General features: G+C 70.7%; 23 protein-coding genes and 1 riboswitch. Of the genes, 10 read left to right on the top strand and 13 right to left on the bottom strand.

The window, feature by feature from the left end; genetic code table 11:
- Positions 1 to 76: 76 nt before the first annotated feature.
- Positions 77 to 1723, bottom strand: coding sequence for an ArnT family glycosyltransferase (locus ACO227_RS18025; RefSeq protein ID WP_423603748.1), 1647 nt, complete (start codon positions 1721 to 1723; stop codon positions 77 to 79).
- 29 nt (positions 1724 to 1752) lie between these two features.
- On the opposite strand from ACO227_RS18025, the gene rfbF reads away from it, so the two are divergent.
- Both rfbF and rfbG read left to right on the top strand, forming a co-directional pair.
- The gene (gene rfbF, locus ACO227_RS18030; RefSeq protein WP_423603750.1) at positions 1753 to 2526 is read left to right on the top strand and encodes a glucose-1-phosphate cytidylyltransferase; all 774 of its coding nucleotides are present in this window, start codon (positions 1753 to 1755) and stop codon (positions 2524 to 2526) included.
- Positions 2511 to 3596 (top strand): CDP-glucose 4,6-dehydratase, encoded by a 1086-nt coding sequence (gene rfbG / locus ACO227_RS18035; RefSeq protein WP_423603752.1) that lies wholly within the window; start codon positions 2511 to 2513, stop codon positions 3594 to 3596. Before rfbF ends, rfbG begins: the two co-directional genes overlap by 16 nt.
- On the opposite strand, the gene ACO227_RS18040 is transcribed toward rfbG, so the two are convergent.
- The 11 genes from ACO227_RS18040 to ACO227_RS18090 form a co-directional block, all read right to left on the bottom strand.
- A complete protein-coding gene (locus tag ACO227_RS18040) occupies positions 3554 to 4504 on the bottom strand; it encodes a class I SAM-dependent methyltransferase (protein ID WP_423603754.1) in 951 nt (316 codons plus the stop codon). The two genes, rfbG and ACO227_RS18040, sit on opposite strands and share 43 nt — an antisense overlap.
- Positions 4501 to 4908 carry a GtrA family protein gene (locus tag ACO227_RS18045; RefSeq protein ID WP_423603755.1) on the bottom strand — a complete coding sequence of 136 codons (408 nt, stop codon included), beginning with the start codon at positions 4906 to 4908 and terminating at the stop codon, positions 4501 to 4503. Before ACO227_RS18045 ends, ACO227_RS18040 begins: the two co-directional genes overlap by 4 nt.
- Before the next feature lie 175 nt (positions 4909 to 5083).
- Positions 5084 to 6907, bottom strand: coding sequence for a thiamine pyrophosphate-binding protein (locus tag ACO227_RS18050; RefSeq protein WP_423603757.1), 1824 nt, complete (start codon positions 6905 to 6907; stop codon positions 5084 to 5086).
- Positions 6904 to 7917, bottom strand: a complete 1014-nt coding sequence (locus tag ACO227_RS18055; protein WP_423603758.1) for an NAD-dependent epimerase/dehydratase family protein — start codon at positions 7915 to 7917, stop codon at positions 6904 to 6906. The genes ACO227_RS18050 and ACO227_RS18055 overlap by 4 nt, the downstream gene beginning before the upstream one ends.
- Positions 7914 to 9206, bottom strand: a complete 1293-nt coding sequence (locus ACO227_RS18060; protein ID WP_423603760.1) for a hypothetical protein — start codon at positions 9204 to 9206, stop codon at positions 7914 to 7916. Before ACO227_RS18060 ends, ACO227_RS18055 begins: the two co-directional genes overlap by 4 nt.
- Complete coding sequence (locus ACO227_RS18065; RefSeq protein WP_423603762.1) at positions 9203 to 10150, bottom strand: glycosyltransferase family 2 protein; 948 nt, start codon at positions 10148 to 10150, stop codon at positions 9203 to 9205. The genes ACO227_RS18060 and ACO227_RS18065 overlap by 4 nt, the downstream gene beginning before the upstream one ends.
- Complete coding sequence (locus ACO227_RS18070) at positions 10147 to 11247, bottom strand: capsule biosynthesis protein (RefSeq protein ID WP_423603764.1); 1101 nt, start codon at positions 11245 to 11247, stop codon at positions 10147 to 10149. The genes ACO227_RS18065 and ACO227_RS18070 overlap by 4 nt, the downstream gene beginning before the upstream one ends.
- The gene (locus tag ACO227_RS18075; RefSeq protein ID WP_423603766.1) at positions 11247 to 13118 is read right to left on the bottom strand and encodes an SLBB domain-containing protein; all 1872 of its coding nucleotides are present in this window, start codon (positions 13116 to 13118) and stop codon (positions 11247 to 11249) included. Before ACO227_RS18075 ends, ACO227_RS18070 begins: the two co-directional genes overlap by 1 nt.
- A complete protein-coding gene (locus tag ACO227_RS18080; protein WP_423603768.1) occupies positions 13108 to 13908 on the bottom strand; it encodes an inositol monophosphatase family protein in 801 nt (266 codons plus the stop codon). The genes ACO227_RS18075 and ACO227_RS18080 overlap by 11 nt, the downstream gene beginning before the upstream one ends.
- 34 nt (positions 13909 to 13942) lie before the next feature.
- Positions 13943 to 14755 carry an aldolase/citrate lyase family protein gene (locus ACO227_RS18085; protein ID WP_423603769.1) on the bottom strand — a complete coding sequence of 271 codons (813 nt, stop codon included), beginning with the start codon at positions 14753 to 14755 and terminating at the stop codon, positions 13943 to 13945.
- Between the two features lie 12 nt (positions 14756 to 14767).
- A complete protein-coding gene (locus tag ACO227_RS18090; RefSeq protein ID WP_423603771.1) occupies positions 14768 to 14908 on the bottom strand; it encodes a hypothetical protein in 141 nt (46 codons plus the stop codon).
- A 19-nt stretch (positions 14909 to 14927) separates the two neighbouring features.
- Here ACO227_RS18090 and ACO227_RS18095 point away from each other — a divergent pair, with 19 nt between their 5' ends.
- From ACO227_RS18095 to ACO227_RS18115, 5 genes are all read left to right on the top strand, one after another.
- Positions 14928 to 15563 carry a M23 family metallopeptidase gene (locus ACO227_RS18095; RefSeq protein ID WP_423603772.1) on the top strand — a complete coding sequence of 212 codons (636 nt, stop codon included), beginning with the start codon at positions 14928 to 14930 and terminating at the stop codon, positions 15561 to 15563.
- 103 nt (positions 15564 to 15666) lie between these two features.
- Entirely contained in the window at positions 15667 to 16182 is a 516-nt protein-coding gene (locus tag ACO227_RS18100) for an RNA polymerase sigma factor (protein WP_423603774.1), read from the top strand.
- A 33-nt stretch (positions 16183 to 16215) separates the two neighbouring features.
- On the top strand, positions 16216 to 17178 hold the full coding sequence (locus ACO227_RS18105; protein ID WP_423603776.1) for a FecR family protein: 963 nt from the start codon (positions 16216 to 16218) through the stop codon (positions 17176 to 17178).
- The gene (locus ACO227_RS18110) at positions 17162 to 19645 is read left to right on the top strand and encodes a TonB-dependent receptor domain-containing protein (RefSeq protein ID WP_423603777.1); all 2484 of its coding nucleotides are present in this window, start codon (positions 17162 to 17164) and stop codon (positions 19643 to 19645) included. The genes ACO227_RS18105 and ACO227_RS18110 overlap by 17 nt, the downstream gene beginning before the upstream one ends.
- 56 nt (positions 19646 to 19701) lie before the next feature.
- A riboswitch (cobalamin riboswitch) is annotated at positions 19702 to 19921 on the top strand.
- 179 nt (positions 19922 to 20100) lie between these two features.
- Positions 20101 to 21954 (top strand): TonB-dependent receptor plug domain-containing protein, encoded by a 1854-nt coding sequence (locus ACO227_RS18115; RefSeq protein ID WP_423603778.1) that lies wholly within the window; start codon positions 20101 to 20103, stop codon positions 21952 to 21954.
- A 77-nt stretch (positions 21955 to 22031) separates the two neighbouring features.
- Here the strand turns inward: ACO227_RS18115 and ACO227_RS18120 are convergent, their stop codons facing one another.
- The gene (locus tag ACO227_RS18120) at positions 22032 to 22871 is read right to left on the bottom strand and encodes an ABC transporter substrate-binding protein (protein WP_423603780.1); all 840 of its coding nucleotides are present in this window, start codon (positions 22869 to 22871) and stop codon (positions 22032 to 22034) included.
- Positions 22872 to 22924: 53 nt separating this feature from the next.
- Between ACO227_RS18120 and ACO227_RS18125 the strand changes: the two genes are divergently transcribed.
- From ACO227_RS18125 to cobT, 3 genes are read left to right on the top strand one after another with little or no spacing between them, the layout of a single operon-like run.
- Positions 22925 to 23917 carry a FecCD family ABC transporter permease gene (locus ACO227_RS18125; RefSeq protein ID WP_423603782.1) on the top strand — a complete coding sequence of 331 codons (993 nt, stop codon included), beginning with the start codon at positions 22925 to 22927 and terminating at the stop codon, positions 23915 to 23917.
- Positions 23911 to 24693 carry an ABC transporter ATP-binding protein gene (locus ACO227_RS18130; RefSeq protein ID WP_423603784.1) on the top strand — a complete coding sequence of 261 codons (783 nt, stop codon included), beginning with the start codon at positions 23911 to 23913 and terminating at the stop codon, positions 24691 to 24693. The genes ACO227_RS18125 and ACO227_RS18130 overlap by 7 nt, the downstream gene beginning before the upstream one ends.
- Entirely contained in the window at positions 24690 to 25706 is a 1017-nt protein-coding gene (gene cobT, locus ACO227_RS18135; protein ID WP_423603786.1) for a nicotinate-nucleotide--dimethylbenzimidazole phosphoribosyltransferase, read from the top strand. The genes ACO227_RS18130 and cobT overlap by 4 nt, the downstream gene beginning before the upstream one ends.
- Positions 25707 to 25710 lie beyond the last annotated feature (4 nt).

The following is a 25710-nucleotide window of genomic DNA, read 5'->3' on the forward strand; positions in this document are numbered from 1 at the left end:
TTTCCCCCATGGTCGCGCCACTCGGCCAGGCGCTTCCATATAAGGCGCAAGTTACCGAATTCTGCAATCCGTGCGCCTAGCGCCGGCGCAGCTCCACAATGTGCACCACCGGACCGCCACGCCTTCCCGCTTCGGGCCGGATGACCGCGCGGACGCGTCGCCCCGCCGCCAGTACCTCATAGGTACGAAGCTGCGGCTCGAACCCGCGCGGGGCAGCGCGATAGACATCGTAGTGGGTGAAGATCGCGAAATCCGCGCGGCAGCTCGCCAGCCGCGCGGGCGCGACGTGGCCCAAGTCGACCACCGCGCGGCCGGTGCGCCTTTTCTCGACCTCGCCGTAGCTGATCTTGCCCGCCAGCGCGTCGCGGCCGTCGATGCAGCCGGCCGAACCGAGCGGGAAGCGCGCGCGCCAGCCGCGCTGGATCAGGTCGATCGCGGCATGCTCGACCAGGATCGTGCTGCCGCGCGGGACATGCGCCTCGATCCAGGCCGACGCGGCCTGGCGCGTGTCGTTGGCGCGCTCGATATATCCGGCTTGCGCGGCGGTGAGCATCGGGACGAGCAGCACCAGCGTCGCGACCGGCTCGAACCCCGTCGGCCGTCGTCCCAGATACCTGCGTAGCAAGTTGGCGAGCGCGCAGATCGTGCCGGCGGCGGCGAGCGCGAGGAAGGGCAGCAGCGGTACGAGCCAGCGCTCCCACACCAGCGCCTGGGCGCAGATCACGATGCCGAGCGCCACCACGCCGGGCAGGATCGCGACGACCGCCTGGCGGCTGCGCAGCGCGAGCACCGCGCCCGCCGCTGCCGCCGTCAGGCCGAGCCATCCGAAGGCTTCGAGCAAGGGTCCGCGCACATACCAGCCGAGATTGGCGAGGAAGCCCCCGCCGGTCGCGCCGGGGTGCAGCGGCCGCGCCTCGCCCGCGAGGTTCTGCGCGACGGTCGCATGGTCGAGCAGCAGATAGGGGGAGACGATCACCAGCGTCGCTGCGGCAGTGATGCCGAGCACCACGAGCGGGCGCACCAGCGGGCCGCGTGGAATGGCGCGCCACAGCACGGCCGCGAGGGGGTTCAGCATCACCAACGCCGCCGGCCATTTGGTCGCAATGCCGAGCGCGACGAGCGCGCCCGCCGCGGCATGATCGCGCAGCCGCCCTCGCTCCAATATGTCGAGCGCCGCCAGCGTCGCGAGCAGGATGAACACGCTCGCCTGCACGTCGGTGCGGATCAGCTGCGAATATTCGACATGGATCGCGTTGACGGCGAGGAAAGCCGCCGCGATCAGCCCGAGCCGGGGGCCGCCGAGCCGCCTCCCCAGCCGCCAGGTGAGGAACACGCACAGCACGCCGCATGCCACGAAGAACAATCGCGCGGGCACGAACAGGATCGCGGGATCGGCATAGACCGCGGCGACGAACGCGTCGGTATCGGCGAAACGCCCGGTCGCGATCCCGATCCCGCCCACCGCAAGCATCACCAGCGCGAGCGCGTAGAAGGTAAGTGTCGCCGGATGCCCGAACCAGCCCGGATTGAGGCTGCCGCCGCGCAGCATGTCGATCGCGATCATCACGAACAGCGGTTCGTCGGGGTCGTTGAGCGCGGGGAGCCCGAAATCCACCCCCCGAATGCGGATCGCCGCCGCCATGAGGAGGACGAGCAGGAGGAAGGCGCGCTCCCCCCAGCCGGAGCGGCGCGCGTTACGGGCGGGGAGGATCGGGTCCGTCATATCGGCGAATGGCATGACGTGGAGTGACGATGCGAACCGTAATTCTGGCCGGTGGGCTTGGCACCCGGCTTGGGGAGGAAACCGCGGTTCGGCCCAAGCCGATGGTCGAAATCGGCGGCATGCCGATCCTGTGGCACATCATGAAGATCTATTCCGCCGCCGGATTCAACGACTTCGTGATCTGCCTCGGCTACAAGGGCTATCTGATCAAGGAGTTCTTCGCGAACTACTTCCTCCACACCTCCGACGTCACCATCGACCTGCGCGGCGGCAACGGGATGGAAGTACACCATGCGCGTTCCGAGCCCTGGCGCATCACGCTGGTCGAGACCGGCGCGGCGACGATGACCGGCGGGCGGCTGGGGGCGATCCGCCAGTATCTCGATGACGATGAGCCCTTCTGCTTCACCTATGGCGACGGCGTCGCGGACATCGATATCGCCGACCTGGTGAACTTCCACAAGGCGCACGGGCTTCGCGCGACGATCACCGCGGTGTCGCCGCCGGGGCGGTTCGGAGCGCTCGAGTTCACGGGTACGCAAGTCACTGATTTCAAGGAAAAGCCGGCGGGCGACGGGGGTCAGATCAATGGCGGCTTCTTCGTCGCCGATCCCTCGGTGCTCGACCTGATCGACGGGCCCGACACGGTGTGGGAACAAGGGCCGCTGGAGACGCTGGCGCGCGGCGGCGAGCTGATGGGCTATCGCCATGAGCGCTTCTGGCAGCCGATGGATACGCTGCGCGACAAGCTGTACCTGGAAGAGCTGTGGAACGGCGGAAATGCGCCGTGGAAGCGCTGGTGAGCGGGTGGCGCGGGCGCCGGGTGCTGGTCACCGGGCATACCGGATTCAAGGGCAGCTGGCTGAGCCTGTGGCTGCATTCGCTGGGGGCCGAAGTGACCGGCCTGGCGCTCCCGGCGCCGACCCAGCCGAGCCTGTTCGAGGCGGCGCGGATTGGAGAATTGGTGGAACATGTCGTGGACGATGTTGGCGTTTACGACGCGGTGCATTCGACGTTCGCCAGGGCAAAGCCGGAACTTGTCTTCCACCTCGCCGCGCAGCCGCTGGTGCGGGAGTCCTATTCCGACCCCGTAGGTACATATGCGACCAACGTGATGGGTACCGTCCACGTCCTCGAGGCCGCGCGGCAGGTCGGCGGGGTCGAGGCCATCGTCTGCGTCACCAGCGACAAATGCTACGCCAACCGCGAATGGGTGTGGCCCTATCGCGAGACCGACCCGATGGGCGGGCACGACCCGTACAGCAGCAGCAAGGGCTGCGCCGAGCTGGCGGCGGCGTCGTGGCGCAGTTCGTTCTTCGAGGCTGACGGCCCCGCCCTCGCCACGGTGCGCGCGGGCAACGTCATCGGCGGCGGCGACTGGGCGGTGGACCGGCTGGTCCCCGATCTGATCCGCGCGTTCGAGACGGGCACCGCGCCGCTGATCCGCTCGCCCGACGCGGTGCGGCCGTGGCAGCACGTGCTGGAGGCGCTGGGCGGATACATCGCGATCGCCGAGCGGCTGATGGCGGGCGAGCGCAGCTTCGCCGATGCCTGGAACTTCGGCCCGTCGGACGAGGATGCGCGGCCGGTGAGCTGGATCGTCGAGCGGATGCGCGCGGCATGGGGCGGCAGCGACGCGCCGCTGCTCGACGGCGGGCCGCGGCCGCACGAGGCGGGGCTGCTGCGGCTCGACAGCTCGAAGGCGCGCGCCGCGCTCGGCTGGCGCCCTGCCCTGACGCTCGACAGGGCGCTGGAGTGGATCGTCGCCTGGCACAAGGCGGTCGGCGCGGGCGCGGACGCGCGCGCCGTCACCCTGGCCCAGATCGCCGACTATTCCGCCGCCTCGAGCACGGGCGAACGCGCCGCCGCCTGAGCCGGCGCCTTCGCCAGCGTCAGGATATTGCCGAGCTTGAGCCCGATCGGCACGACCGGCAGCGGCACGCGCCTGACCCGCAGCCCCGCCGCCCACGCCGCCTGGCGCACGAGGAAGTCGAGCGGGAAGACGTTGCGGCTGCGCTCGACCCGGACGCTGCCGAACCCGGCGCGGCCGAGCAGGTCGGTCATCGTCGCCGGGCTGTAGAGCTCGGGATGCTGAAGGCAGAAGGGCGGCCAGCGCATGCCCATCACCCGCCGCAGCAGCGAGCTTTCGTCATGCGTGACGATCATCAGCGTGCCGCCGGGGCGCAGCTTGGCGCGGATCTGCGCGAGCATCGCCAGCGGATCGAGCAGGTGGTCGAGGACGTGAACCATCACGGCGAGGCCGACCGACGCGTCGGGCACCGGCGAGAGATCGTCCATGCCGGTCGAGAGCAAAGCCGGCTTGCCGCCTGCCGCGGCGCGGAGCTGGTCGTGGATCGCGACGTTGGGCTCGAACAGCCAGAAGCGGTCGAACCCGCCATGGCGCGCCGCCTCGCGCACGATATGGCCGACATCGGGGCCGATCTCGAGATAGCCGCCCGCCAGGCCGCCATCCGCCGCCGCGCGGGCGAAATAGCCGCGCTGGGTCGCGACGATCGCGGCGTCGCCCACCGCGTCCATGTTCGGCGCCATGCGGGCATAGAGCTCGCCAAGCTGCGCCGGGGTGAAGAACACCGGGTTGTAGAGCAGCCCGCAATCGCGGCAGCGGTGATAGGAGAAGAAGCATTTCTCCTTGAACAGCCCGGCCCAGAAGGGCCGCAGCGCGTCGAGCGACATCGTCTCGGCCGCCTTGCCCGCGCGCATCTCGCTGCGGGTGTCGCGCGATCCGCAGGCCGGGCAAGGGCGCTGGAGGAATTCGCTCATGCCCCCCTCCCCGCCGCGCGGAAGGTGACCCGGCTGTGCCAGAACCAGCTGGTCACGATGATCACCAGCGCGAAGCCCAATTGCGCGATCACCGGCGGGATGCCGCCGACCTCGACCAGGATCGGCAGCGCGACCCAGTTGGCGGCATAGTTGGCGAGATAGAAGCCGGCGAAGGCACCGAACTCGCGCATGACGTTGCCGCGGGTGCGGAACACGCCGAGCTTGTAGGTGGTGAAGGCGAAGCACAGGCTGACCGCCTGAGCGATGCCGAGCGCGAGCAGATAATGGGTGTGGAACGCCGGCACCGCCCATAGCAGCAGCGGATAGATACCGAGCCCGAAGATGGTGTTCGCGATGCCGGCCGCGGCGAAGCGCAGGGGGCGTTCCGCCCTCGTCCCGATCATGGTCGGAGCCTCCTCTCCACGCGCCCCGTCACCCCGGCCTCGTGCCGGGGCCCACCGGCCGGCAAGCGGGGAAAACGAGGCTCGATCGCAGCGCGTGAGGCTGAGTGGCCCCCGGCACAAGGCCGGGGTGACGAAGGAAGAACAGTTCGTCCCTGGCTGAAGGCAGCAAGGCCCATCATGATTCCTCCATCAGCGGGATGCGCATGTTCGCGGCCAGGACCTCGCGCGGGAGGAACGGCGAGAGGTCCTCGAGCGCGGGCGAGGTGATGCGGCCGTCCGGGTGCGCCTTGGCGCCGAGCTTGGGGGCGAAGGCGACATGCTCGTCGATGATCAGCTCGCACAGCACCGGGCCGTCCATCGCCAGCGCCGAGGCGATCGCGCCGGGCAGCTCGTTGTGCGATTCAGCGCGGAAATAATGGAAGCCGAACGCCGTCGCGACCTTGCCGAAATCGGGGAAGGTGACGTTGCTCTTGGGCCCGCCGCCGACCTCGACTCCGTTGAAGAAGTTGCGATGCGTCTGGAAGATCGAGACGTAACCGCTGTTGTTCACGAGGAAAATCTTCACCGGCATATTGTAGCCGGCGATCGTCTGCAGCTCCTGGATGTTCATCATGATGCTGCCGTCGCCGGCGATGGCGATGATGCGCTTCTCGCCGTTGGTCGCCGCCCACACGCCGATCGCGGCGGGCAGGTCATAGCCCATCGTCGCGCAGCCGGAGTTGGTCCAGAGGCGCTGACCCGGCTTGAGGTCCGCCGCCTGGAAGCTGACCACGCAGGCACTGCCGTTGCCGGTGACGACGACATCGTCCTCGTCGAGCTGCGCGAACAATTCGTCCATCGCGACGTATGGATGGATGCTCGGGCCGTGGTCGCGATACTCGGGGAGCACCGCGGGGAAGCGCTTGCCGCGTTCGCGCGACCAGTCGAGCCATTCGGCATGGGCGCCGGTGGGGCCGGCATAGGCGCGCGCGAGCAATGCCGGGATGAGATCGGCGAGGTCCGCGACCACCGGCATGTCCGGGGTGACGGTGGGCTTGGCCAGCTCGACCGGATCGATGTCGACCCAAATCTTGTAGGCTTCGCGCGCGAAGCTCTTCCAGTTGTAGCTGACCTGGCGGATGTTGAGGCGGCTGCCGAGGATCAGCAGCAGGTCCGCGCTCTGCGTGACCATGTTGCCGCCGCGATCGCCGACGGTGCCGGGGCGGCCGCAATAGAGCGGGTGATCGTTCCATAGCACGTCGTGCGCGTTCCAGCCGGTGACCACGGGGATGCCGAGCTTGTCGATCAGCTCGAGGAAATCGGCATGCGCGCCGGAGAGGCGGACACCACCGCCGGCGAGGACGACCGGGCGCTCGGCAGCGACGAGCTTCGCCAGGATCGCGTCGGCGGTGGCGTCGAGGTCGGTCGCCTGCCACGGCTGGTCGAGCTCGGCGGGATCGAAGCCGGGGAGCAGGTCGTCGGGGTCGATCTTCGCCGCCTGCACGTCGAGCGGGATGTCGAGCCACACCGGGCCGGGCCGGCCGGTGGTGGCGAGGTGGATCGCCTTTTCGAGGTGGTAGCGGATCGAGCGCGGGTCGAGGACCATCGTGGCGTATTTGGTGACCGGGCGGACCAGCTCCTCGATGTCGAGCTCCTGGTCGCCGAACTGGCGCAACGGCAGGCCGGTGGCGCGGACGGTGGTCTCGGTCTTCACCTGGCCCGAGATGACGAGCATGCCGATCGAATCGACATAGGCGCCATAGACGCCGGTGATCGCGTTGGTGCCGCCGGGGCCCGAGGTGACGTTGACCACCGCGAGGCGGTTGGTGAGGCGGTAATAGGCCTCCGCCGCCATCGCCAGCGCCTGCTCGTGATGGGTGAAGGTCGTCTTGAGCGCAGGGTGCGTGCCGAGCGAGTGGTTGAGGTGCATCGCACCGCCCCCGGTGAGCATGAAGACGTCGCTTATGTCGCGCTGCGCGAGCGTGGCGGCGACCCAGTCGGAGAGCTTGACGAGACTCATGGATTCCATCCGTTGTGAAGCGCGGTGCGGCGGATCGCCTCGTCGAGGCCGACGGTGGGGGCGAGGCCGAGGTCGCGGCGGAGCTTTGCGGTCGAGGGCACGTAGCGGCCGGGATTCCAGCCGGGATCGGGGCGGCCGAGGATCTCGACCCCCGGGCCGCCGAGGATCGCAGCGGTACGGCGTGCGAGATCGGCGATCGAGACGGCCTCCTCGGAGCCGAGATTATAGGTCTCGCCGGAACGGCCCTCGAGCAGCAGCGTCCACAGCCAGACGGTGAGGTCGGCGGCGTAGAGATAGGAGCGGACCGCCTGGCCCGAACCCTCGACCCGGATTCGCGCGCCGGCCATCGCGTCGCGGATGAAGTTGCCCGCGGCGAAATGGATATCGAGCGAGAGCAGCGGCCCGAGCAGCGCGAAGATGCGGGCGCCGACGACTTCGACCCCGAACTGGCGGGCGTAGATCGCGCAGAGCATCTCGGCGGCGCGCTTGCCCTCGCCATAGGCCGAGCGCGGGTCGCGCGGGTCGGGGCCGCCGTGCCAGCTTTCGGCGACATGGGCGATCTCGGGCGGCTGGGGGCCATAGACCGCGCCGGAGCTGAGATAGAGGAAGCGCCCTGCCCCGCTGGTGCGGGCGAAATCGAGCGCGCGGCGGGTGCCGGCGACGATCGTGTCGAACATGCGCAGCGGGTCGCGCGCGTTGAGCGCGGCGCTGGCGTCGGTCGCGGCGTGGACGACATGGGTGAAGCGGCCCTTGGGCGGCTCGAACGTCATGACGTCGCCGGGGAGCAGGGACGCGCGCGCGGCGAGATGCGGGGCCTTTTCGGCGAAGGCGTGGGGATCGCGGGTCAGCACGACCACTTCGGTGTCGAGATCGGCGCGCGCCAGGGCTTCGAGCATCCAGCGGCCGATGAAGCCGGTGCCGCCGGTCATGAAGATGCGCGCGCCGGTGAGCCGCGGCCAGAGCGGGGCGAGCGCGGCGTTCACCGCTTCGAGGTCGCGGTCGAGGATCATGCGGGTGCGAGCCCGAGCACCGGGCGGTGCCCGCGGTGGGCGCGGACGCTCTGCGCGATCGTGTCGAGCGCGAGCGACCAGACGAGCAAGGCGATCACGCCGGGGCGGACGAAATGGCCGATGGTGAGGCCGAAGGCGGGCTCGACCGGGCGGCCGCTGAGCCAGCTGGTGGTCGAGAGCTCGAGGATGGTCGAGAGCGGGACGTCGCCGACGAGGCACAGGAGATAGGCGCAGACGAGCGCGCCGATCGGGCCGGGGCGGCGCCACGGCTCGAGGAAGACGAGGAAGATCAGGAAGACCTGGGTGTAGCCGCCGGGCGACTGGGTGACGAGATAGGCGCCGAGCAGGAGCGCGGCGATGCGCTCGCGCGAGACCGCGCCGGGCTGGAGCCAGGCGGCGAGCAGCGCGGCGAGCGCGATGCCCTGAGTGGCGCGGATCACGGCCGAGGCGGCGAGGATGATCGTGTCGACGGTCTGCGACGAGACGAACTGGAGCAGCGGGATCGGCGCCTTCCGCACCAGCATCAGCGGGGCGTAGCTGGTCGAATAGTTGATCTCGTTCCACACCTGCCCGCTCTGGAACACGACCCAGTTGGCGGTGTTCGCGACGATCTCGCCCGGGGTGCCGGCGCCGACCAGGGCGAGCGTGACGAGGTAGAGCAGGAGGGTGGCGATGCCGGCGATCTCGAGCGGGCGCCATTCGCGCTTCACGGCATCAGCGAGGACCGGGAGCAGGAGATAGGGCTTGAAGTTGATCGTCGCGGCGGCGGCGAGCGCCCTGCCCCAGCCCTGGCGGAGGAGCGGGCCGTGGGCGAGGATGAAGCAGGCGAAGCCGGCGAGGATGAGGTTGCCGCGCTCGAGGGTGAAGAGGAGCGGCAGGCCGAGGCCGAGCGCGATCGTGCGCATCGGCGCGGTGGTGCGGTCGAGGCGGCGCAGGCTCAGCCAGATGAGCACGACGTCGATCAGGTAGAAGGCGTAGATGGTGGTGCGGCCGAGCCAGTCGCAGTCGCGCGCGTGGAAGGGCGACTGGAGATAGCAGCCGGGGATGCTGAACATGTCGAGGAAGACGAAGGACAGCGGCGGGTAGATCGTCCGCCACACGTCGTAGGCGCCGGGGTTGTTGGCCCAATAGGCGGTGTTGAACCAGTCCATGAAGGTGTCGTTGGTGTCGAACACGAAGGGCTGCGGGAGGTAGCCGGTGCGCTGGAAGAAGGCCGCGCTCATGGCGAGCGTCGCCAGCACCGCGGCGGCGAGCAGCATCTCGGGGAGCAGGCGGAGGCGGCGGGTCACGGCGCGGCGCGGTCGGGGGGGAAGTTGATCCGCTCGGCCTCGATCACCAGGGGGATGTTGCGCGTGCGCTCCGAGATCAGGCGGACCTGCTCGCCGATCAGGCCGAGGAAGAGGAGCAGGACGGCGAACATGCCGGTGACGGCGGTGGCGGCGAGCAGCGCCCAGCCGGGGCCGCCGAGCAGGGCCGCGATGACGGCGGCGAGGAGCAGGGCGAGCGCGGCGGCGCCGGCCCAGACGGACAGGATGATCGGCAGGCGCAGGAGAGACTTGGCGGAGCCGGCGAGGCCCGAGAGCGCGAACGAGAGGAGCGCGGCGACGTCGTTCTTGCTCTCGCCCGCGGCGCGCTCGGGACGGTCGAAGGGGACGATCGCGAGGCGGAAGCCGCTCTCGACCAGCATCGCGCGGAAGAAGGGCTCGGGCTCGTTCCAGCGGGCGAGCGTGTCGACCACCCGGCGATCGAACAGGCCGAAGCCGGTGGCGCCGGGGACCACGGGCGTGTCGCCGAAGCGGGCGAGGAAGCGGTAGCCGTGCTTGCGGGTCTGGCCGAGCAGCCACGAGGTGCGCTCGGAGCGGCGCTGGGCGAGCACGATCTGCGCGCCGGCGCGCCACTGCCGGACGAACTCGCCGATCATCGCGGGCGGGTCCTGGAAGTCGGCGCCCATGCCGATCACCGCCGCGCCCGCGGCCTGGTAGATGGCGTAGGTGGGCGAGCGCATCTGGCCGTAATTGCGGTTGTTGAGGATCGCGCGGACGCGCGGGTCGGCGGCGCAGAGCTCGCGCATCAGGTCGCGGGTGCCGTCGGTCGAGTTGTTGTCGATCAGGATGATCTCGTGGCTCGCCGCGTGGCGCTGCGCCTCGGCGGTGACGGCGGCGACGATGCCCCGGACATTCTCCGCCTCGTTGAAGCAGGGAATGACGATGGACAATTCGGGCGCGCGGGTCACGGTTCGGCCCGTTTCCACAAGCGAATGCCGGTCGCGGGGGCGTAGAGCTCGGTGAACAGCGCGAGCGCGATCACCAAAGCGAGCAAGGCGACCGCGGAGATGTTGAACTTGCGGTCGTCATCGAGGCGCGGCGCCTCGATGACCTGGACGTCGGTGGCGGTCTCCGCGGCGAGCGTCTCGACGGCGACTTCTTCCGACGCGCGGGCATAGACCTCGTACACGGCCTGGGCGAAGCGATAGTCGCGGTAGAGGTTCAGATACTCGCCCGAGACTTCGGTGAGGCCGGCGACATTGGGACCGGCGGGGCCGGTGTCGGGGCGGGCGCTCTGGGCGATCTGGGCGCGCAGCTGCGTCACTTCGGAGCGCACCGCCATCAGCTGCGGGTTCTCGGGGCCCTGGAACTGCTCGAGCGTGCTGAGCTCCACCAGCTTGGCCTGGAGCTGGGCTTCGAGGCCGGCGCGCAGCGACAGAGCGGAACCGAGCTGGGCCTCGGGTGCCGCCAGGTTGTTACGGCGGCGGAACTCGCCGAGCGCGCTCTCGGCCTTGACCACGCGGCCGGCGGCTTCCTTGAAGCGGCGCTGCACCACCGCCTGCTTGCGCTTGACGCGATCCTCGCTGAGCGCCGTCAGCCGGTCGCTGATCGCGCGGACGTAGGTTTCGGTGAGGCGCTGGGCGAAGGCGGGGTCGTGCGTGCGCACCTCGACCTCGACGATGCCGCCGGTGAGCGAGTGGATGTCGACTCGCTGGGCCAGCGCGAGGCGGGCCTTCTCGATGCTGGGATAGCCCCCCTCGCCCACCAGCTTCATGCGCGCGATCACGGTGTCGGTGACCTCGGTCCCGCGGCCGACGGCGAGATAGAGATCGACCGGGGTCTTCGCGCCGCCGAGCAGCGCGGCGAACCCCTGAAGCCCCCCGCCCGCCGAATTGGTGATCGAGCCGAGCCCGATGCTCCCGGCGTCCTGCGGCACGACCTTCGCGCGCGCGACATAGGGCCGCGGCACCACGCACAGCACGAGCAGCACGAGCGCCAGCGCGGCATAAGCGAGGCGGCGGCGGCGCGGATCGCCGATCCACGCGATGATCCGTTCGGCCGGCATCAGTTGACGATCGACGAGATCGACGCCGCCCCGACCAGCCCGCCGAACAGCGTGCCGGTGATGTCGCGCAGCCGCGCCCAGAACTCGCCGCGATTGGCGTCGATCGGGACGTAGATGAGGTCGCCGGGCAGTGCCGGCGCGCGCAGCACGCGCTTGCCGTCGGACAGCACGGTGCCGTTGGCGCGGACGACGAAGATCTCCTTCTTGTCGCCGAGCTTCTGCACCCCGCCCGCGGATTCGACATAGTCGCCGATCGTACCGCCCGAACGATAGGCGAAGGACGCCGGGCTCGGCACCGCGCCGAACACGCCCACCGTCACCGGCCGCGGCGGCACATGGATGGTGTCGTTGTTCTCGAGGATGAGGTCACCGGGCAGCGCGGCGGCGTCGACCGGCAGGTCGAAGACGAGGCGCCCGGTCGGCTCGCGCTTGCGCAGCTGCTCGACCACCGAATCCACCAGGGCGAGGTTCGAGGGCTGGATCAGCTGCGCGCGGTTGACCGAGGTCACCGGCTGGGCGGTGAGCAGCAATTCGACGTCCTCGATCGCGCGGTCGAAGCTCTTGCGCTGCTGCTGCTTGACGCTCTCGCGCGTGATGATGCCGGCATAGGGGAAGGCTTCGGGGGTGAGCCCGCCCGCGGCGGCAACCACGTCGGCGAGGCGCGTGCCGGGCTTGAAATAATAACGGCCGGGCTTGACGACTTCGCCGCTGATCGTCACCAGCACCGATTGCTGGCCCATCGGCCGCGCGAGATCGATGTTGGAGAGCACGCGCAACACGTCGCCGCGGCGCGCCTGACGCGTCCTGGCTTCGGCGGCGCCGACCTCGGTCCAGCCGGTCGCCGAGCGGCCGAGCGAGTCGAGCATCATCAGCCGCGTGCCGTCGGCGATCGTGCTGATCCCGCCGGCATAAAGCAGGACGTCGGAGAGAGTCTCGTTCGGCGCGATCTCGAAGATCGCCTCGCGGTTGACGCTGCCGATCACCGCGACCTGGTCGCCCGCCGGGGCGACGTAGAGGACATCGCCATTCTGGAGCACGGCGTCGCCGCTGCGGTCGCCGCGCAGGAGCAGGTCGTAGAGGTCGAAATCGGAGACCAGCCTGCCGTCGCGGCGCAGCTGGATCGAGCGGAAGCTGCCGCCCTCCGAGGGTCCGCCCGCGGCGAGCACAGCGTTGACCAGGGTCGAGAGGCTGCCGACATTGTACGCGCCCGGTTTCGCCGCGAAGCCGGTGACATAGACGGTGACGCCGCGCAGCTTGGCGACCGAGACTTCGAGCGCGAAGCCGCGATACTGGCGCGCGACCTGGCGCTCGATCACCGCATGGACGTCGCCATAGCGCACGCCGCCGACACGGATCGCGCCAACGCGCGGGATGAAGATGCGTCCCTCGGGATCGATGACGAGCCGCAGGCCCGACGCCTGCACCGACCCGGTGAGGCCGAGCAGCAGCTCGTCGCCGGGGTTGAGGCGATAGTCGGGCGGCACCGCCGCGACCGGGGGGACGGCGAAGCCCTTCGCCTCGGGCAGCAGCAATTCGGTGCCGAAGCGACGCAGCGGCTTGCCCGCGACGGTCGAGACGAACTGCTCATATTCATTGGCCGGGCGCGCCGCGGGCGGCTTGCTCCCGGTCTCGGCATCCGGCGCGGCGGGCTCGACCGGAGGCGCCTCGATCGTCTGCGGGCGGAACGGCACGATCTCGGCTTGCGGCACGGCGACTTGCGCGCCGCCGGTTACCGGAGCGTCAGTCCGCTGCCCTCCCGGCGCGACCGGCGAGGCGAGCTGGGCGACAGCGAGATTGGGGGCGGAAACGGGAAGAGCATCGCCACCGCCGAGGCGGTGGCGAGCCGGGTCGAACGAAGCTTCATGCCGCACGGGTTTCCATGTCGATGAGCGCCCCGCCGGTAACCAGCAGCAGCTCCGCCGCCGCTTCCCAATGCCGCGCGTCCGCGGCGACGAGCAGCCCGGCACCCTCGCCGCCGACGCGATAGGGCGCGCGGTTCCAGTGAGTCGCATGTCCGCCGGCTTCGGTGAGGAACAGCACGCCGGGCGCGTGGTCCCAGGGCAGGATGCGCTGGAACAAGGCGACGTCGTTGCTGCCGAAGACGAGACGCGGATAGCTCTCCGCGGCGCAGCGCGGGATCGGCACCTGCGCGAAGCGGCGGCGGGCGGCGGCGTGGACTCGCTCGCGGCGTGCCGCGCCCATGAACTGGGTCGCGAGCGCGGCGACCGGGCGGGCGCTGTCGCTGGCGCGGGCGCTCACGCGCGCGCCGTCGCACCAGGCGCCCTTGCCGCGCTCGGCATGGCACAGGCGCCCGCTCTGCGGATCGAGCATCCAGCCGGCGAGCGGCTCGCCATCCTCGACCAGCGCGATCATCATCCCGAACGGGCCGTGCCCGGCGGCGAAATTAGCGGTGCCGTCGAGCGGATCGACCAGCCACACCAGCCCCTCGCCGACGCGGTCGAGCAATGCGGGATCGCGCGACGCGGCTTCCTCGCCGATAATGCGCGCGCCGAGGCCGAGCGCCATGAGGCCCTCGTGCAGGCGCAGCTCGGCCTCGCGGTCGGCGGTGGTGACCACCTCGCCCGGGCTCTTCTCGACGATCTCGTGCGCGGCGAGCGCGCGGAAGCGCGGCATCACCACCGCCGCCGCGACGCGGCGCATCAGGGCGGCAACGCTTTCGTTGAGCGGCATGACGTCAGGCCGCGACGCTGGCCAGCTTGGCGGGGGCGGCGGCGCCCGCACGCTCCTGCATCATGCGGATGCGCGCCGAATCCTCCTCGGCGGCGGCGCGGTAGTAATCGCGCTTGTTCTCGAGCCAGGCGAGTTCGAACGCGACCGCGTTGGCGATGCCGTCCTCGATGTCCGCGGATTCGGCGGCGGCGCCGTCGAACACGATCTTGCGCGTCTCGAACCGGTCGAGCCGGACCTTGCGGAACTCGCGCAGCGCCTCGATCGCCTCGGGCGAGACCGATCCGCCGACCACCAGCTCGAGATCATTGTCCCGGCACGCCTGCGCCACGATCAGCACCGCATCGCTGATCTCGCGCGTGTTGACCGCCTTGCGCGGCAGCCCGCGCGACAGCGTGAAGTCGACGCGGCCGAAGACGATGCCGTCGACGCCCTCGGCCGCGAGCGGGAGCATCGATTCGAGATTGCCGAGGGTCGATTCGGTCTCGAGGTTGAACAGGAACTTGGTCCCGCCGGCATCCTCGCCATAGGTCTTGCCCTTGGCGTCGATATATTTGGAGAGGGCGTAGCGCGTCTCGACCATCGGCGCGATTACGTGATCGACGCCGTAGAGCTTCGAGGCGAGCAGGTCCGACACCGCCTCGCACCCGCCGATCTTGAGCGCCACCTTGAGGTCGGCACGGCGGGTGAGCTCGAGCAGGCGGAGCAGCTCGTCGGGGCGCGTGCCCTCGGCCTCGAACTCGGCCTTGACGGCGACGACGCCATAGTGGTCCCGGCCCTTCTTCAGCATGTCGAGCATGCGGCGTTCGGCGGAATTCATGGGCGAGTCTCCTCACAGGCAAAAGCGGTTACTGATGATGTCGAGACGGAGCTTGACGCTGCTTTCCGCAATGCGGCGCGAGCTGTGAAATAATTCGCGGGCAACTGTGCGGGATTCCCGACAGGGCTCCGTCTTGCGGGCGATGCCCGGCATTCTCACCCTCCCGATGCCATTGGCGCTGTCGCTTCTCGCGGCCGCCGATCGCACCGCGCCGGACATCGCCGAGCTGCCCCGCGGGAAAGGCCCTGCCCTCCGCATCGCGGCAGCGACGCAGCCCGGGATCCAACCCGGGCCGGCCGCCGGTGCGCCCGCCCCCAATCAAGGCGCGCCGGCGGCATTGCCGCGCATTTCCTCGCGCTTCGGCGTGCGCGGCGATCCGTTCCACCGCGCCGCGCGCATGCATTACGGCATCGACATCCCCGGCCAGGCCGGGACACCGGTGCGTGCGGCGGAAGCCGGGGTCGTGCGCTTCGCCGGACGCGCGGGCGGCTATGGCAACCTCGTCGAGATCGCGCATGGCGGCGAGCTCGCCACGCGCTACGCGCATCTCGCGCGCATCCTGGTGCCCGCGGGGGCGCAGGTGGCGCGCGGCGAGACGATCGCGCTGATGGGCTCGACCGGGCGCTCGACCGGCAGCCACCTGCATTTCGAGCTGCGCGCCGCCGGCCGCGCGGTGGACCCGCTGCCGCATCTCGGCAACGCGCCGGAGGGCACGGCGGCAATGGCCATCGCGCCGACCGTGCCGCACCGGTCCGCCTTCGCCCGCGCGCGGGACCTTCTGCCAGAGGACCGCGGACCTGAGCTTTGACGATGTTCTCGCGTCTCTCGAAGACCCGTCGCTCGCCCCGCAATCCGCCCCGCCCGTCCGGGGCGGATTCGCATTCCGTGCGCAACATGGCTACCGGGCGGCCATGACTTCGGGCGAAGCGGTCAGCGGGCTCCAGCGCGTGATCCTGAACGAGCGGGCACGGTTGCTCCGCTTCCTCGCCGCGCGCGGTGCGGGCGACGAGGCCGAGGACGTGCTCCACGACCTGTGGCAGCGAGTCGCCACCGCGCCGACCGAGCCGATCGCCGATTCGGTGTCCTATCTGTTCCGCGCCGCCGAGAATCTGATGCGCGACCGGCGGCGGTCGAGCGTCAGCCGCGCGCGCCGCCAGCAGGACTGGCACGACGCCAGCGTGCCCGAGGTCGAGGCCCCCAAGAGCGAGCGCGCGCTGATCGCGCGCGAACAGCTGCGCGCGGTGGAGACGGCGCTCGCGGAACTGGGGCCGCGGCCGGGGCATGTCTTCCGCCGCTACCGGCTCGACGGCATCGGCCAGGCGGTGATCGCGCAGGAGCTCGGGATCAGCCTGAGCTCGGTCGAGAAGGATCTCCAGAAGGCATATCGCGCGCTCGCGGAGCTCAAGACCCGATTTGATGCGGACTGAGCGGCACGAGTTCGTCATGGTGGCGATATGACGATGGAATCGAACGCCCTGCCGCTGACGCCGGAGATCGAGGAGGCCGCGCGCCTCTGGGCGATCCGGGTCGACGACCCGGGTTTTTCCGACTGGGACGGCTTCACCGCGTGGCTCGAAGCCTCGCCCGTGCATGCCGCCGCCTATGAGGCCGCGCTGGCGCAGGCGGGGCATGCCGCCGCGCTGCTCGCCGCCGCCACCAGGCCCGCCTGGCAGCCCGGGACGAGCACGCGCGCGCCGCGCCGCCGCTGGTTCCCCGCGGCCGCGGCGGTGGCGGCGGCGGTGGCGGGCATCGCCGGCTGGAGCCTGATCGACCGCGGCAGCCCGGCCGAGCAGATCGCGACCGCGCCGGGCGAGCGTCGCGCGATCGAGCTCGCCGACGGCTCGCGCGTCATCCTCAACGGCGGCACGCGCGTGACGCTCGACCGCGACACGCCGCGCCAGGTCGAGCTGGCGCAGGGCGAGGCGCTGTTCGAGATCAAGCACGACGAACGCAACCCGTTCGTCGTCCTCACCGGCGAGACCCGGCTGCTCGACGCCGGGACCGTGTTCAACGTCGTTGCCGATGGCGGCGCGCTCGACGTCGAGGTGGCCGAGGGGGCGGTGATCTACCAGCCCGGCGCGAATCAGGTGCGGCTCGACGCGGGCGACGCGCTGTCGCGATCGCGCGCCGGCGCGGTGGTGCTGCGCAAGGCCGACCCGCAGGACGTCGGCGGCTGGCAGGCGGGCGAGCTGCATTATGCCGGCGCGTCGCTGGAGCGGATCGCGCGCGACCTGTCGCGCAACCTCGGCCGCCCGGTGCGCGTGGCCGAGGGCGCCCCGCCGCAGCCGCCGTTCAACGGCACGCTGGTGCTCAAGGGCGAGCCCGGCGAAGTCCTGAAGCGCGCCGGGCCGCTGCTGGGCGTCCGGTTCACTGCGGACGGGAAAGGATGGGTGATGTCGCCTGCCAATGGTCCACCGCGCTAGCCCCCTCGCCCTGATCCCCATCGTCATCACGTCTCCTGCGATCGCGCAGGAGCGGCCGGCCGAGATTCGCGTATCGGAACCGCGGCTCGACGCGGCGATCCGCCTGCTGAGCCGCCAGTCGGGCGCGAGCATCGGCTTTCGCGATCCCGCGCTCGCCGGCATCCGGGTCCACCCCGTGCGCGGCAGGATGACCGCGGGCCAGGCGCTCGACCGCGCGCTGCGCGGCACCGGGGCGCGGGCGCGGCGCGTCGCGACCGCCACCTATCTCGTCGAGCGCGCGCCCGTCGTGGCGCGGCCCGCGCCTCGCTCTGCCTCGCCGCGGCCGGCCGCACCGCCGCCCGAGCCGGAGGCGCCCATCGAGGTGGTGGTCACCGCGACCAAGCGCGACGTCCCGCTCGGCGCCTATCCCGGCGGGGTGCAGATCATCTCCGGCGACAGCCTCTCCGCGGCGGACGCGATGCAGGGCACCGGCGCGATCGAGGCGCGCATCGCGAGCGTGGTCTCGACGCACCTGGGGCCGGGCCGCAACAAGCTGTTCGTGCGCGGCATCGCCGATTCGAGCTTCGTCGGCCCGACCCAGGCGACCGTGGGCCAATATTGGGGCAACAGCCGCATCACCTACAGTGCGCCCGACCCCAATCTGCGGCTCTACGACGTCCAGAGCATCGAGGTGCTAGAAGGGCCGCAGGGCACGCTCTACGGCGCCGGATCGCTCGGCGGAGTGGTGCGCATCGTCCCGCGTGCGCCCGACCTCGTCAATTTCGGCGGCGCGGCGTGGGGCGGCGTCGCCGCGGTGCAGCACGGCCAGCCCACCGTCGACGGCGGCACGATCCTCAACCTGCCGCTGATCGAGGACAAGCTCGCGTTTCGCGGCCTCGCCTTCGGATCGATCGAGGGCGGCTATATCGACGATCTCGGCCGCGGGCTGCGCGACGTCAATCGCGTGCGCACGGTCGGCGGACGCGGCGCGCTGCGCTTCGATCCGGGCGACGGCTGGATGATCGACCTGAGCGGGGTCGGCCAGAAGATCCGCGGCGACGACAGCCAATATGCCGAGCGCGGCGTGGGCGACCTCGCGCGGGTGAGCAGCATCGCCCAGCCCTTCCGCAGCGATTACTGGCTCGCCGACCTCGTCGTGCGCAAGCGCTGGGACGATCTCGAGCTCACCTCGTCGCTCGGCTATGCGCGCCAGTACGTGTTCGAGATGTTCGAGGGACAGGCGCTGGCCGATCCCGCCGCGCCCGACGTCAAGCCGGCATTCGACGCGCCGGGCACCGGCTATTCGCAGACCAACCGCATCTCGATGCTGACCTTCGAGACGCGGCTGGCGCGGCGCGGACCCAACGGCACCGGCTGGCTGCTCGCGGCGAGCCTGCTGCGCAACGAGGCGCGCGTCCAGCGCAACATGGACATCGCGCCGACGCTGATGGTGGTGGATCAAGCGACGAGCGGCGGAACCGCCGCCCCGAGCCGCGCCTATAGCTGGTCCGCCGCGATGTTTCGGCCGATGACCGGCGTCACCAACCGCGTCGAGGAAGCGACGCTCTATGGCGAGGCGACGATCGAGCCCGCGCCGCGCGTGACGCTGACGCTCGGCAGCCGGCTCACCCATGCGCGGCTGACCGGCCATTCGGAAGACGTGGCGGAAACGCTGGCGTTCCGCGTCGATCCGGGCGCGCGCGGGACGCGCAGCGAGACGCGGCTGCTGCCCTCTGCCGCGCTGGCGTACCGCCCGACTGACGAGCTCACATTGTTCGCGCGCCTTCAGCAGGGCTTCCGGCCCGGCGGCATCGCGGTGCGGCAGAACTTCATCCAGCGCTTCCAGGGCGACCGCGTCACCACGGTCGAGACCGGCGGGCGCTATATCGGCGACAATTTCGACCTCGCGCTCAGCGCGTCGTGGACCGACTGGAAGCATATCCAGGCCGATCTGATCGACGGCTTCGGCTTTCCCACCACCGCCAATATCGGCGATGGCGAAGTATACTCGCTCGGCCTCGCCGGACGCTGGCGGCCGATACCGGGGCTCGAGCTCGACGCCTCGATCTATCTGAACGACAGCAGCGTCACGCGGCGCGACGTGGTCCTGCTCCCGATCGACGCGCCCGCGATCCCCGCCGACCGGCTGCCCAACGTCGCCGACGCCACCGCGCGGCTGGGCTTCGCCTATACCGCGGACCTGACGAGCGACGCCGCGCTCTCGCTCACCGGCCATGCCCGCTATGTCGGCCAGTCGACGCTCGGCATCGGGCCGATCCTCGAGCGGCTGCAGGGCGACTATCTCGACACGATGCTCGAGGCGCGCATCGGCAACGAGCGCCGCAGCTTCAGCCTCGCGCTCACCAACATGCTCGATTCGCGCGGCAACCGCTTCGCACTCGGCTCGCCCTTCCTGATCCGCGACCGCGACCAGATCACCCCGCTGCGACCCCGCGCGATCCGGATCGGCTTCGATCTCGCCTTCTGAGGTTGGCAACCGGCGGCTTTGCGCGTAGGGCGCGCGGCGCAACCGGGAGAAATCCGGTTGCCTATGATCGCGCTGGTGCCCCGCATGGGGCTTAATCGGGAATGCGGTGCGGACGGGCGACCGTCCAAAACCGCGGCTGTCCCTGCAACTGTGAGCGGCGAGCGAGACGCGCTGGCTTCCCTGTGAGGAAGCAGCCACTGGATCATCGATCCGGGAAGGCCGCGCATCGAGCGACGACCCGCGAGCCAGGAGACCTGCCGGCGCGGGTCGCTCTTGCCTGGGTCCAGGGATAGGCCAAGGCACGGTTCTCCCCGTCTGAGCGACGACCCATGCGGCGGGGCCGCACGGTCACGCTTGCGCGGGTGCCTCCAGCGTCCACCCGCTCGCGCGTGACGGCCGTTCCGCGCGGACGGCACGCCCCCGCCATCCGTTGCTCCGACGCCGGGGGACAAGACGTGAACTACCGCTACCTGACCCTGTTGCTCGCCACCGCCGCCACGCCGGCGTTCGCGCAGGACACCAATCCACCGCAGGACGATGACGTCATCGTCACCGCCAGCCGCGTACCGCTGACCGCGCGCGAGGTCGGCAGCTCGGTGAGCATCGTCACCGCCGCGGATATCGAGCGCGAGCAGATCATTTTCGCCAAGGACGTGCTGCAGGACCTGGCCGGCATCCAGATCAGCTCCGACCGCCCGGGCGACGCCACCAGCGTCAGCATCCGCGGGTCGGACAACGACCAGGTGCTCTATCTGATCGACGGCATCGAACTCGGCGATCCCAGCAACATCAGCACCCAGTACCAGACCGACCATCTCACCACCCGCGACATCGCGCGGATCGAGGTGCTGCGCGGCAACCAGAGCTCGCTCTACGGCTCCGACGCGATCGGCGGGGTGGTCAACATCATCACCCAGCGTGCGACCGGGGACGGCATCACGGTGAACGCCGAGGGCGAGGCCGGATCGCACGACACGCTCAACGGCGGCGCGTCGATCCTCGGCCGCAGCGGCGCGCTCGACTTCCGCCTGACCGCGAGCGGCTATCGCCACAAGGGGCCGTCGCTGGCCGACGGGGTCGAGGACGACGAATATTGGCGCTATGGCTTCAGCGGCCGGGTCGGGCTGGCGGCGAGCGCCAATGTCGACCTGCAACTGATCGGCTTCTGGCAGGATTCGCACAGCGATCTCGACGACACGACCGCCGACAGCCTCGACACCGCGCGGGTCGAGGAATGGGCGCTGGCCGGCCAGGGCAGCTATCGCAGCGACGACGGCGCCTTCCGCGCGACCGCGACGGCGAGCCGCTACAAGGCGCGGCGCCGCTATTTCGGGATGTGGAACCTGCCAGAGGGCGACCTGTTCGAAGGCACCAAGGATTCGCTCTCGGTCAACGCCAGCTACGACAAGGGCGGCGTGTTCGGGGTCGCGGCCGGGGCCAATTACGAAGAGGAACATACCGACCAGGTCACCAATTTCTCGGGCGTGTTCGACGCGCGGATCAGGACCAGGTCGGCCTATGCCGAGGTCGCGTTGCGGCCCGTCGCCGGCCTGACCCTCACCGGCGCGGCGCGGATCGACGACAATAGCCGTTTCGGCAGTTTCGACACCTATCGCGTGACCGGCGCCTATGTCGTGCAGGACGCGATCGGCGGCGGCGACGTCAAGTTGCGCGCGAGCTACGGCTCGGGGGCCAAGGCGCCCGGCCTCTACCAGTTGTTCGACCCGAGCTTCGGCAACCCGGGGCTGAAGGTCGAGACCAGCGAGGGCGGCGACGTCGGGATCGACCTCGGCTTCGGCGAGCGCTTCACCGCGCAATTCTCGTACTTCTTCACGCGCACGCGCAACGAGATCGTGTTCGACTGCACGCTCGCCGCGCAGGGCTGCTACACCCAGTTCGGCAAGACCCGGAAGTCGGGAGTCGAGATCGCGGTGGACGTGCGCCCGACCGGCTGGCTGTCGATCCGCCAGAGCTACACCTATCTCGAAGCCGAGAACGACCCGGCGGAGAACCACATGTGGTTCGATCTCGGCCGGCCCAAGCATTCGGGCAGCACCGCGGTGACGGTCACCCCGATCGAGCGCCTCTCGCTCACGGCGCGGGCGCGCTATCGCGACCGCAACGCGGCGAGCTTCGGGGGGATCACCGGGGGCTACGAGGTGGTCGACTTGCTCGGGTCGTATGGGATCACCGACAATATCGAGGTCTATGGCCGCGTCGTGAACCTGTTCGACAAACATTATCAGATGAGCTTCGGCAAGAACGCGCTCGGCCAGAGCTTCTATGGCGGCGTGCGGCTGAGCTTCTGAACGTCACCGGGAGGCGGTTGCGGCCGCCTCTCCCTTTTCGGAGGCCCGCGATGCAGCACCGGTTCGGCGAGCAGAAGCTAGCGGCGGCGTGCCGCCTGTTCGGCGATGCTGCGTGCGGCCAGCACGTAAGCCGGGCCGCCGCATACCGTCCATGCCTGCGGAATCGCGATGCGCGGGATGCGGCGCAGCGCCGGGTGATGCAGCATCTCCGTCCCCTGGTCGGCGACGCGCGCGGTGGCGCTCTCGACGATCAGGAAATCGGGCTGGGCGGCGACCATCTCCTCGAGGCTGACCTGCGACAGCGAGGGCTTGCCGAGCTTCGCCGCGAGGTTGGTGAGGCCGGCGCGCCGCATCAGGTCGTCGATCAGCGTGCCGGTGCCGGTGAGATAGCCGCGGCGCTGGTAATAAGCGGCGACCTTGCCGCGGCCGGCCGCGGGGATCCTGGCGAGCTCCGTCTCCATGCGGCGGATCAGCGCCTCGCCCCGCGCGGGGTGGCCGATCGCGGCGGCGACGGTGCGGATCTGGGCGAGAATCGCCGCATAGCTTTCGGCATAGTCGAGATCGATCGTACGATAGGATCGCGCGTTCAGCGGCTGCAGCATCGCGTGGCTGCTGGCGGGCATGCCGAGGATCAGGTCGGGCTTGGCCGCGAACAATTGCTCGGACGACGCCTTGAGAACCGGCACGCCCTGCGCCTTGGCGGCCGCGGCCGACATCTCGGGGTCGCGGGCGAAGCTGGTCAGTCCGGCGATCTGCTCGCGATCGGCCAGCGCGAGCAGCAGCTGGTCGGTGCAGAGGTTGAGCGAAACGACCCGCTGTGGTCGAACCGGCGTGCCGGGGACATGCGGCGGAGTCGGGCTGGCGGAGGCGCCGACCCCGAGCAGGGCGATGGCCGCAAGATGAAGGAGATGCCGCATCACGTCCTCGTTCCTAACCTCGATCCCGCGCCGGGCAAGCGGATCGTGACGCCGTGACGCGCGGCTCCATCGCCCTTTCCGCCACGCTGCTGGGGCTGACCGTCCTCGCCGCGCTGGCCTCGCTCGGCTTCGGCACCGTGGCGCTCGCACCCGATCGGGTGGTCGCCGCGCTGCTCGGCCGCGGCGACATGATCGCCGCCACGATCGTGCTCGAGCTGCGCATGCCGCGAATGCTGCTCGGCCTGCTGGTCGGCGCGATGCTGGGGCTGGCGGGCGCGGCGCTGCAGGGGTTCCTGCGCAATCCGCTTGCCGAGCCGTCGGTGCTCGGCGCATCGAACGCGGCGGCGCTGGGAGCGGTGATCGCGCTCTATTTCGGGCTCGCCGAATTGCATCCGGCCCTGCTGCCGCTGCTCGCCATCGCCACGGGCCTCGTCGCGCTGGTCACGTTGTTCGGCCTCTCCGGCCAGTCCGAGAGCGCGCTGACGCTGATCCTCGCGGGCATCGCGATCGCCACGCTGGCCGGCGCGGGGATCAGCCTGGCGCTCAACCTGTCGCCCAATCCGTTCGCGGCGATGGAGATCATGAACTGGCTGCTCGGCAGCCTGGAGAACCGCTCGTCGCAGCATGTGTGGATCGCGTTGCCCTTCCTGCTCGCCGGAGGCGCGCTGCTGCTGTGGGACGGACGCGCGCTGGACGCGCTGACGCTGGGCGAGGACGGTGCGCGGACGCTGGGGATCAATCTGACCGCGGTGCGCTGGCGGCTGATGATCGGCGTGTCGATCGGGGTCGGCGGCGCGGTCGCGGTGTCGGGGTCGATCGGCTTTATCGGGCTGATCGTGCCGCACCTGATCCGGCCCTTCACCGACCGCTCGCCCTCGGCGGTGCTGATCCCTGCGGCGATCGGCGGAGCGCTGCTGCTCACCCTGGCCGATCTCGGCGTGCGGCTGATCCCGGCGACCAACGAGCTCAAGCTCGGCGTGGTCACCGCGTTCATCGGCGTGCCGGTGTTCCTCGTCCATCTGATGCGGGAGCGGCGGCTGTGGTGAGCGTGACCGCCACCAGGCTGACCGTCGCGCTGGGCCGGCGGACCGTCGTCGACGCGGTCGACATGGCGCTCGCGCCGGGGCGGCTGATCGGCATCATCGGGCCCAACGGCGCGGGCAAGTCGACGCTGGTGCGGGCGCTGCTCGGACTGCTTCCCTATCAGGGCGAGGTCGAGCTCGACGGGGTGGAGATCGGCAGCCTTTCGCGCGCGCGGATCGCCCGGCAGCTCGCCTATCTGCCGCAGGGCCAGGCGCTGCACTGGCCGCTGTCGGTCGAGCGGCTGGTCGGGCTCGGGCGGCTGCCGCACCTCGCGCCGATGTCGCGCATTTCGGAGGCGGACGCGGCGGCGGTCGAGCGCGCGATGGCGCGGGCCGACGTGCTCCACCTGCGCGGCCGCGTCGCCACCGAGCTGTCGGGCGGCGAGCGGGCGCGGGTGCTGCTGGCGCGCGCGCTGGCGGTGGAGGCGCGCGGGCTGATCGTCGACGAGCCGCTCGCCTCGCTCGACCCGGGGCACCAGATCGACGTGATGGAGCTGCTGCGGCTGGAGGCCGCGGCGGGTGCGCTCGTCGTCACCATCCTGCACGACCTGACGATGGCGGCGCGCTATTGCGACCGGCTGCTGCTGATGCATCGCGGCCGGCTGCTCGCGGACGGCGCGCCGGTCGAGGTCCTGAGCGAAGCCAATCTGCACGACGTCTACGGCATTCGCGCGTGGATCGAGGGGGATCGCGCACCGCTCGTCGTCCCGACCGGGCGAGTCGAACGGAGGGACGAATGATCGGGCTCGATACGGTCGAGGCGTTCGCGGCCGCGCTTCGCGACCTCCCGCAACCGGACCCCGCCGCCGTGCAGGCCGCCGCCGCGCGCCAGGCCGAGCTGACCAAGCCGGCCGGATCGCTGGGACGGCTGGAGACGATCGCGCTGTTCCTGGCGGGCTGGCAGGGCAATGCACGGCCGGTGCTGGACCGGGGCCGCGCGGTGATCTTCGCCGGCAATCACGGCGTCGCCGCGCAGGGCGTCAGCGCCTTCCCCGCCGAGGTCACGGTGCAGATGGTCGCCAATTTCGAGACTGGCGGCGCCGCGATCAACCAGCTCGCGCGGCACGCCGGGCTGGAGCTGCGCATCGTCGCGCTCGATCTCGACCGGCCGACCGCGGATTTCACGCGCGAGCCCGCGATGAGCGAGGCCGAGTGCCGCGACGCGCTGGCGCGGGGCGCGGCGGCGGTCGATGCGGAGCTCGACCTGCTGGTAGTGGGCGAGATGGGGATCGCGAACAGCACGTCCGCCGCCGCGCTGTGCGCGCGCAGCTTCGGCGGCGATGCCCGCGATTGGGTGGGACCCGGCACCGGGCTCGACGCGGCGGGACAGGCGCGCAAGGCGGCGGTGGTCGAGCGAGCGCTCGCAGCGCATGCCGCAGCGCCGCGCGATGCCTTCGAGACGCTTCGCCGCCTGGGCGGCCGCGAGATCGCGGCGATCGCGGGGGCGGTGCTCGCGGCGCGGCACCTGCGCGTGCCGGTGATGCTCGACGGGTTCATCGCCTGCGCCGCGCTGGCGCCCTTGTTCGCGCAGCAGCCGGGGATCGTCGGCCATTGCCTCGCCGGGCATTGCTCGGCCGAGCCGGGGCATCGGCGGCTGCTCGAGCGGTTCGGGCTCGATCCGCTGCTTCGGCTCGACATGCGGCTGGGCGAAGGAAGCGGCGCGGCGGTGGCGGTCTCGATCGTACGCGCGGCGCTGGCGGCGCATAACGGCATGGCGACCTTCGCCGAGGCGAGCGTCGCGGGACGGCTGTGAGCGC

It is taken from the genome of Sphingomonas sp. MS122, assembly GCF_049532975.1.
GTDB lineage: Bacteria > Pseudomonadota > Alphaproteobacteria > Sphingomonadales > Sphingomonadaceae > Sphingomonas.

Bases quoted from the DNA above. Each gene is read 5' to 3' on its own strand.
- ACO227_RS18025 (WP_423603748.1), bottom strand. From the start codon at position 1,723: ATGACGGACCCGATCCTCCCCGCCCGTAACGCGCGCCGCTCCGGCTGG.
- rfbF (WP_423603750.1), top strand. From the start codon at position 1,753: ATGCGAACCGTAATTCTGGCCGGTGGGCTTGGCACCCGGCTTGGGGAG.
- ACO227_RS18040 (WP_423603754.1), bottom strand. From the start codon at position 4,504: ATGAGCGAATTCCTCCAGCGCCCTTGCCCGGCCTGCGGATCGCGCGAC.
- ACO227_RS18045 (WP_423603755.1), bottom strand. From the start codon at position 4,908: ATGATCGGGACGAGGGCGGAACGCCCCCTGCGCTTCGCCGCGGCCGGC.
- ACO227_RS18050 (WP_423603757.1), bottom strand. From the start codon at position 6,907: ATGAGTCTCGTCAAGCTCTCCGACTGGGTCGCCGCCACGCTCGCGCAG.
- ACO227_RS18055 (WP_423603758.1), bottom strand. From the start codon at position 7,917: ATGATCCTCGACCGCGACCTCGAAGCGGTGAACGCCGCGCTCGCCCCG.
- ACO227_RS18070 (WP_423603764.1), bottom strand. From the start codon at position 11,247: ATGCCGGCCGAACGGATCATCGCGTGGATCGGCGATCCGCGCCGCCGC.
- ACO227_RS18080 (WP_423603768.1), bottom strand. From the start codon at position 13,908: ATGCGCCGCGTCGCGGCGGCGGTGGTGATGCCGCGCTTCCGCGCGCTC.
- ACO227_RS18085 (WP_423603769.1), bottom strand. From the start codon at position 14,755: ATGAATTCCGCCGAACGCCGCATGCTCGACATGCTGAAGAAGGGCCGG.
- ACO227_RS18090 (WP_423603771.1), bottom strand. From the start codon at position 14,908: ATGCCGGGCATCGCCCGCAAGACGGAGCCCTGTCGGGAATCCCGCACA.
- ACO227_RS18100 (WP_423603774.1), top strand. From the start codon at position 15,667: ATGACTTCGGGCGAAGCGGTCAGCGGGCTCCAGCGCGTGATCCTGAAC.
- ACO227_RS18105 (WP_423603776.1), top strand. From the start codon at position 16,216: ATGGAATCGAACGCCCTGCCGCTGACGCCGGAGATCGAGGAGGCCGCG.
- ACO227_RS18110 (WP_423603777.1), top strand. From the start codon at position 17,162: ATGGTCCACCGCGCTAGCCCCCTCGCCCTGATCCCCATCGTCATCACG.
- ACO227_RS18120 (WP_423603780.1), bottom strand. From the start codon at position 22,871: ATGCGGCATCTCCTTCATCTTGCGGCCATCGCCCTGCTCGGGGTCGGC.
- cobT (WP_423603786.1), top strand. From the start codon at position 24,690: ATGATCGGGCTCGATACGGTCGAGGCGTTCGCGGCCGCGCTTCGCGAC.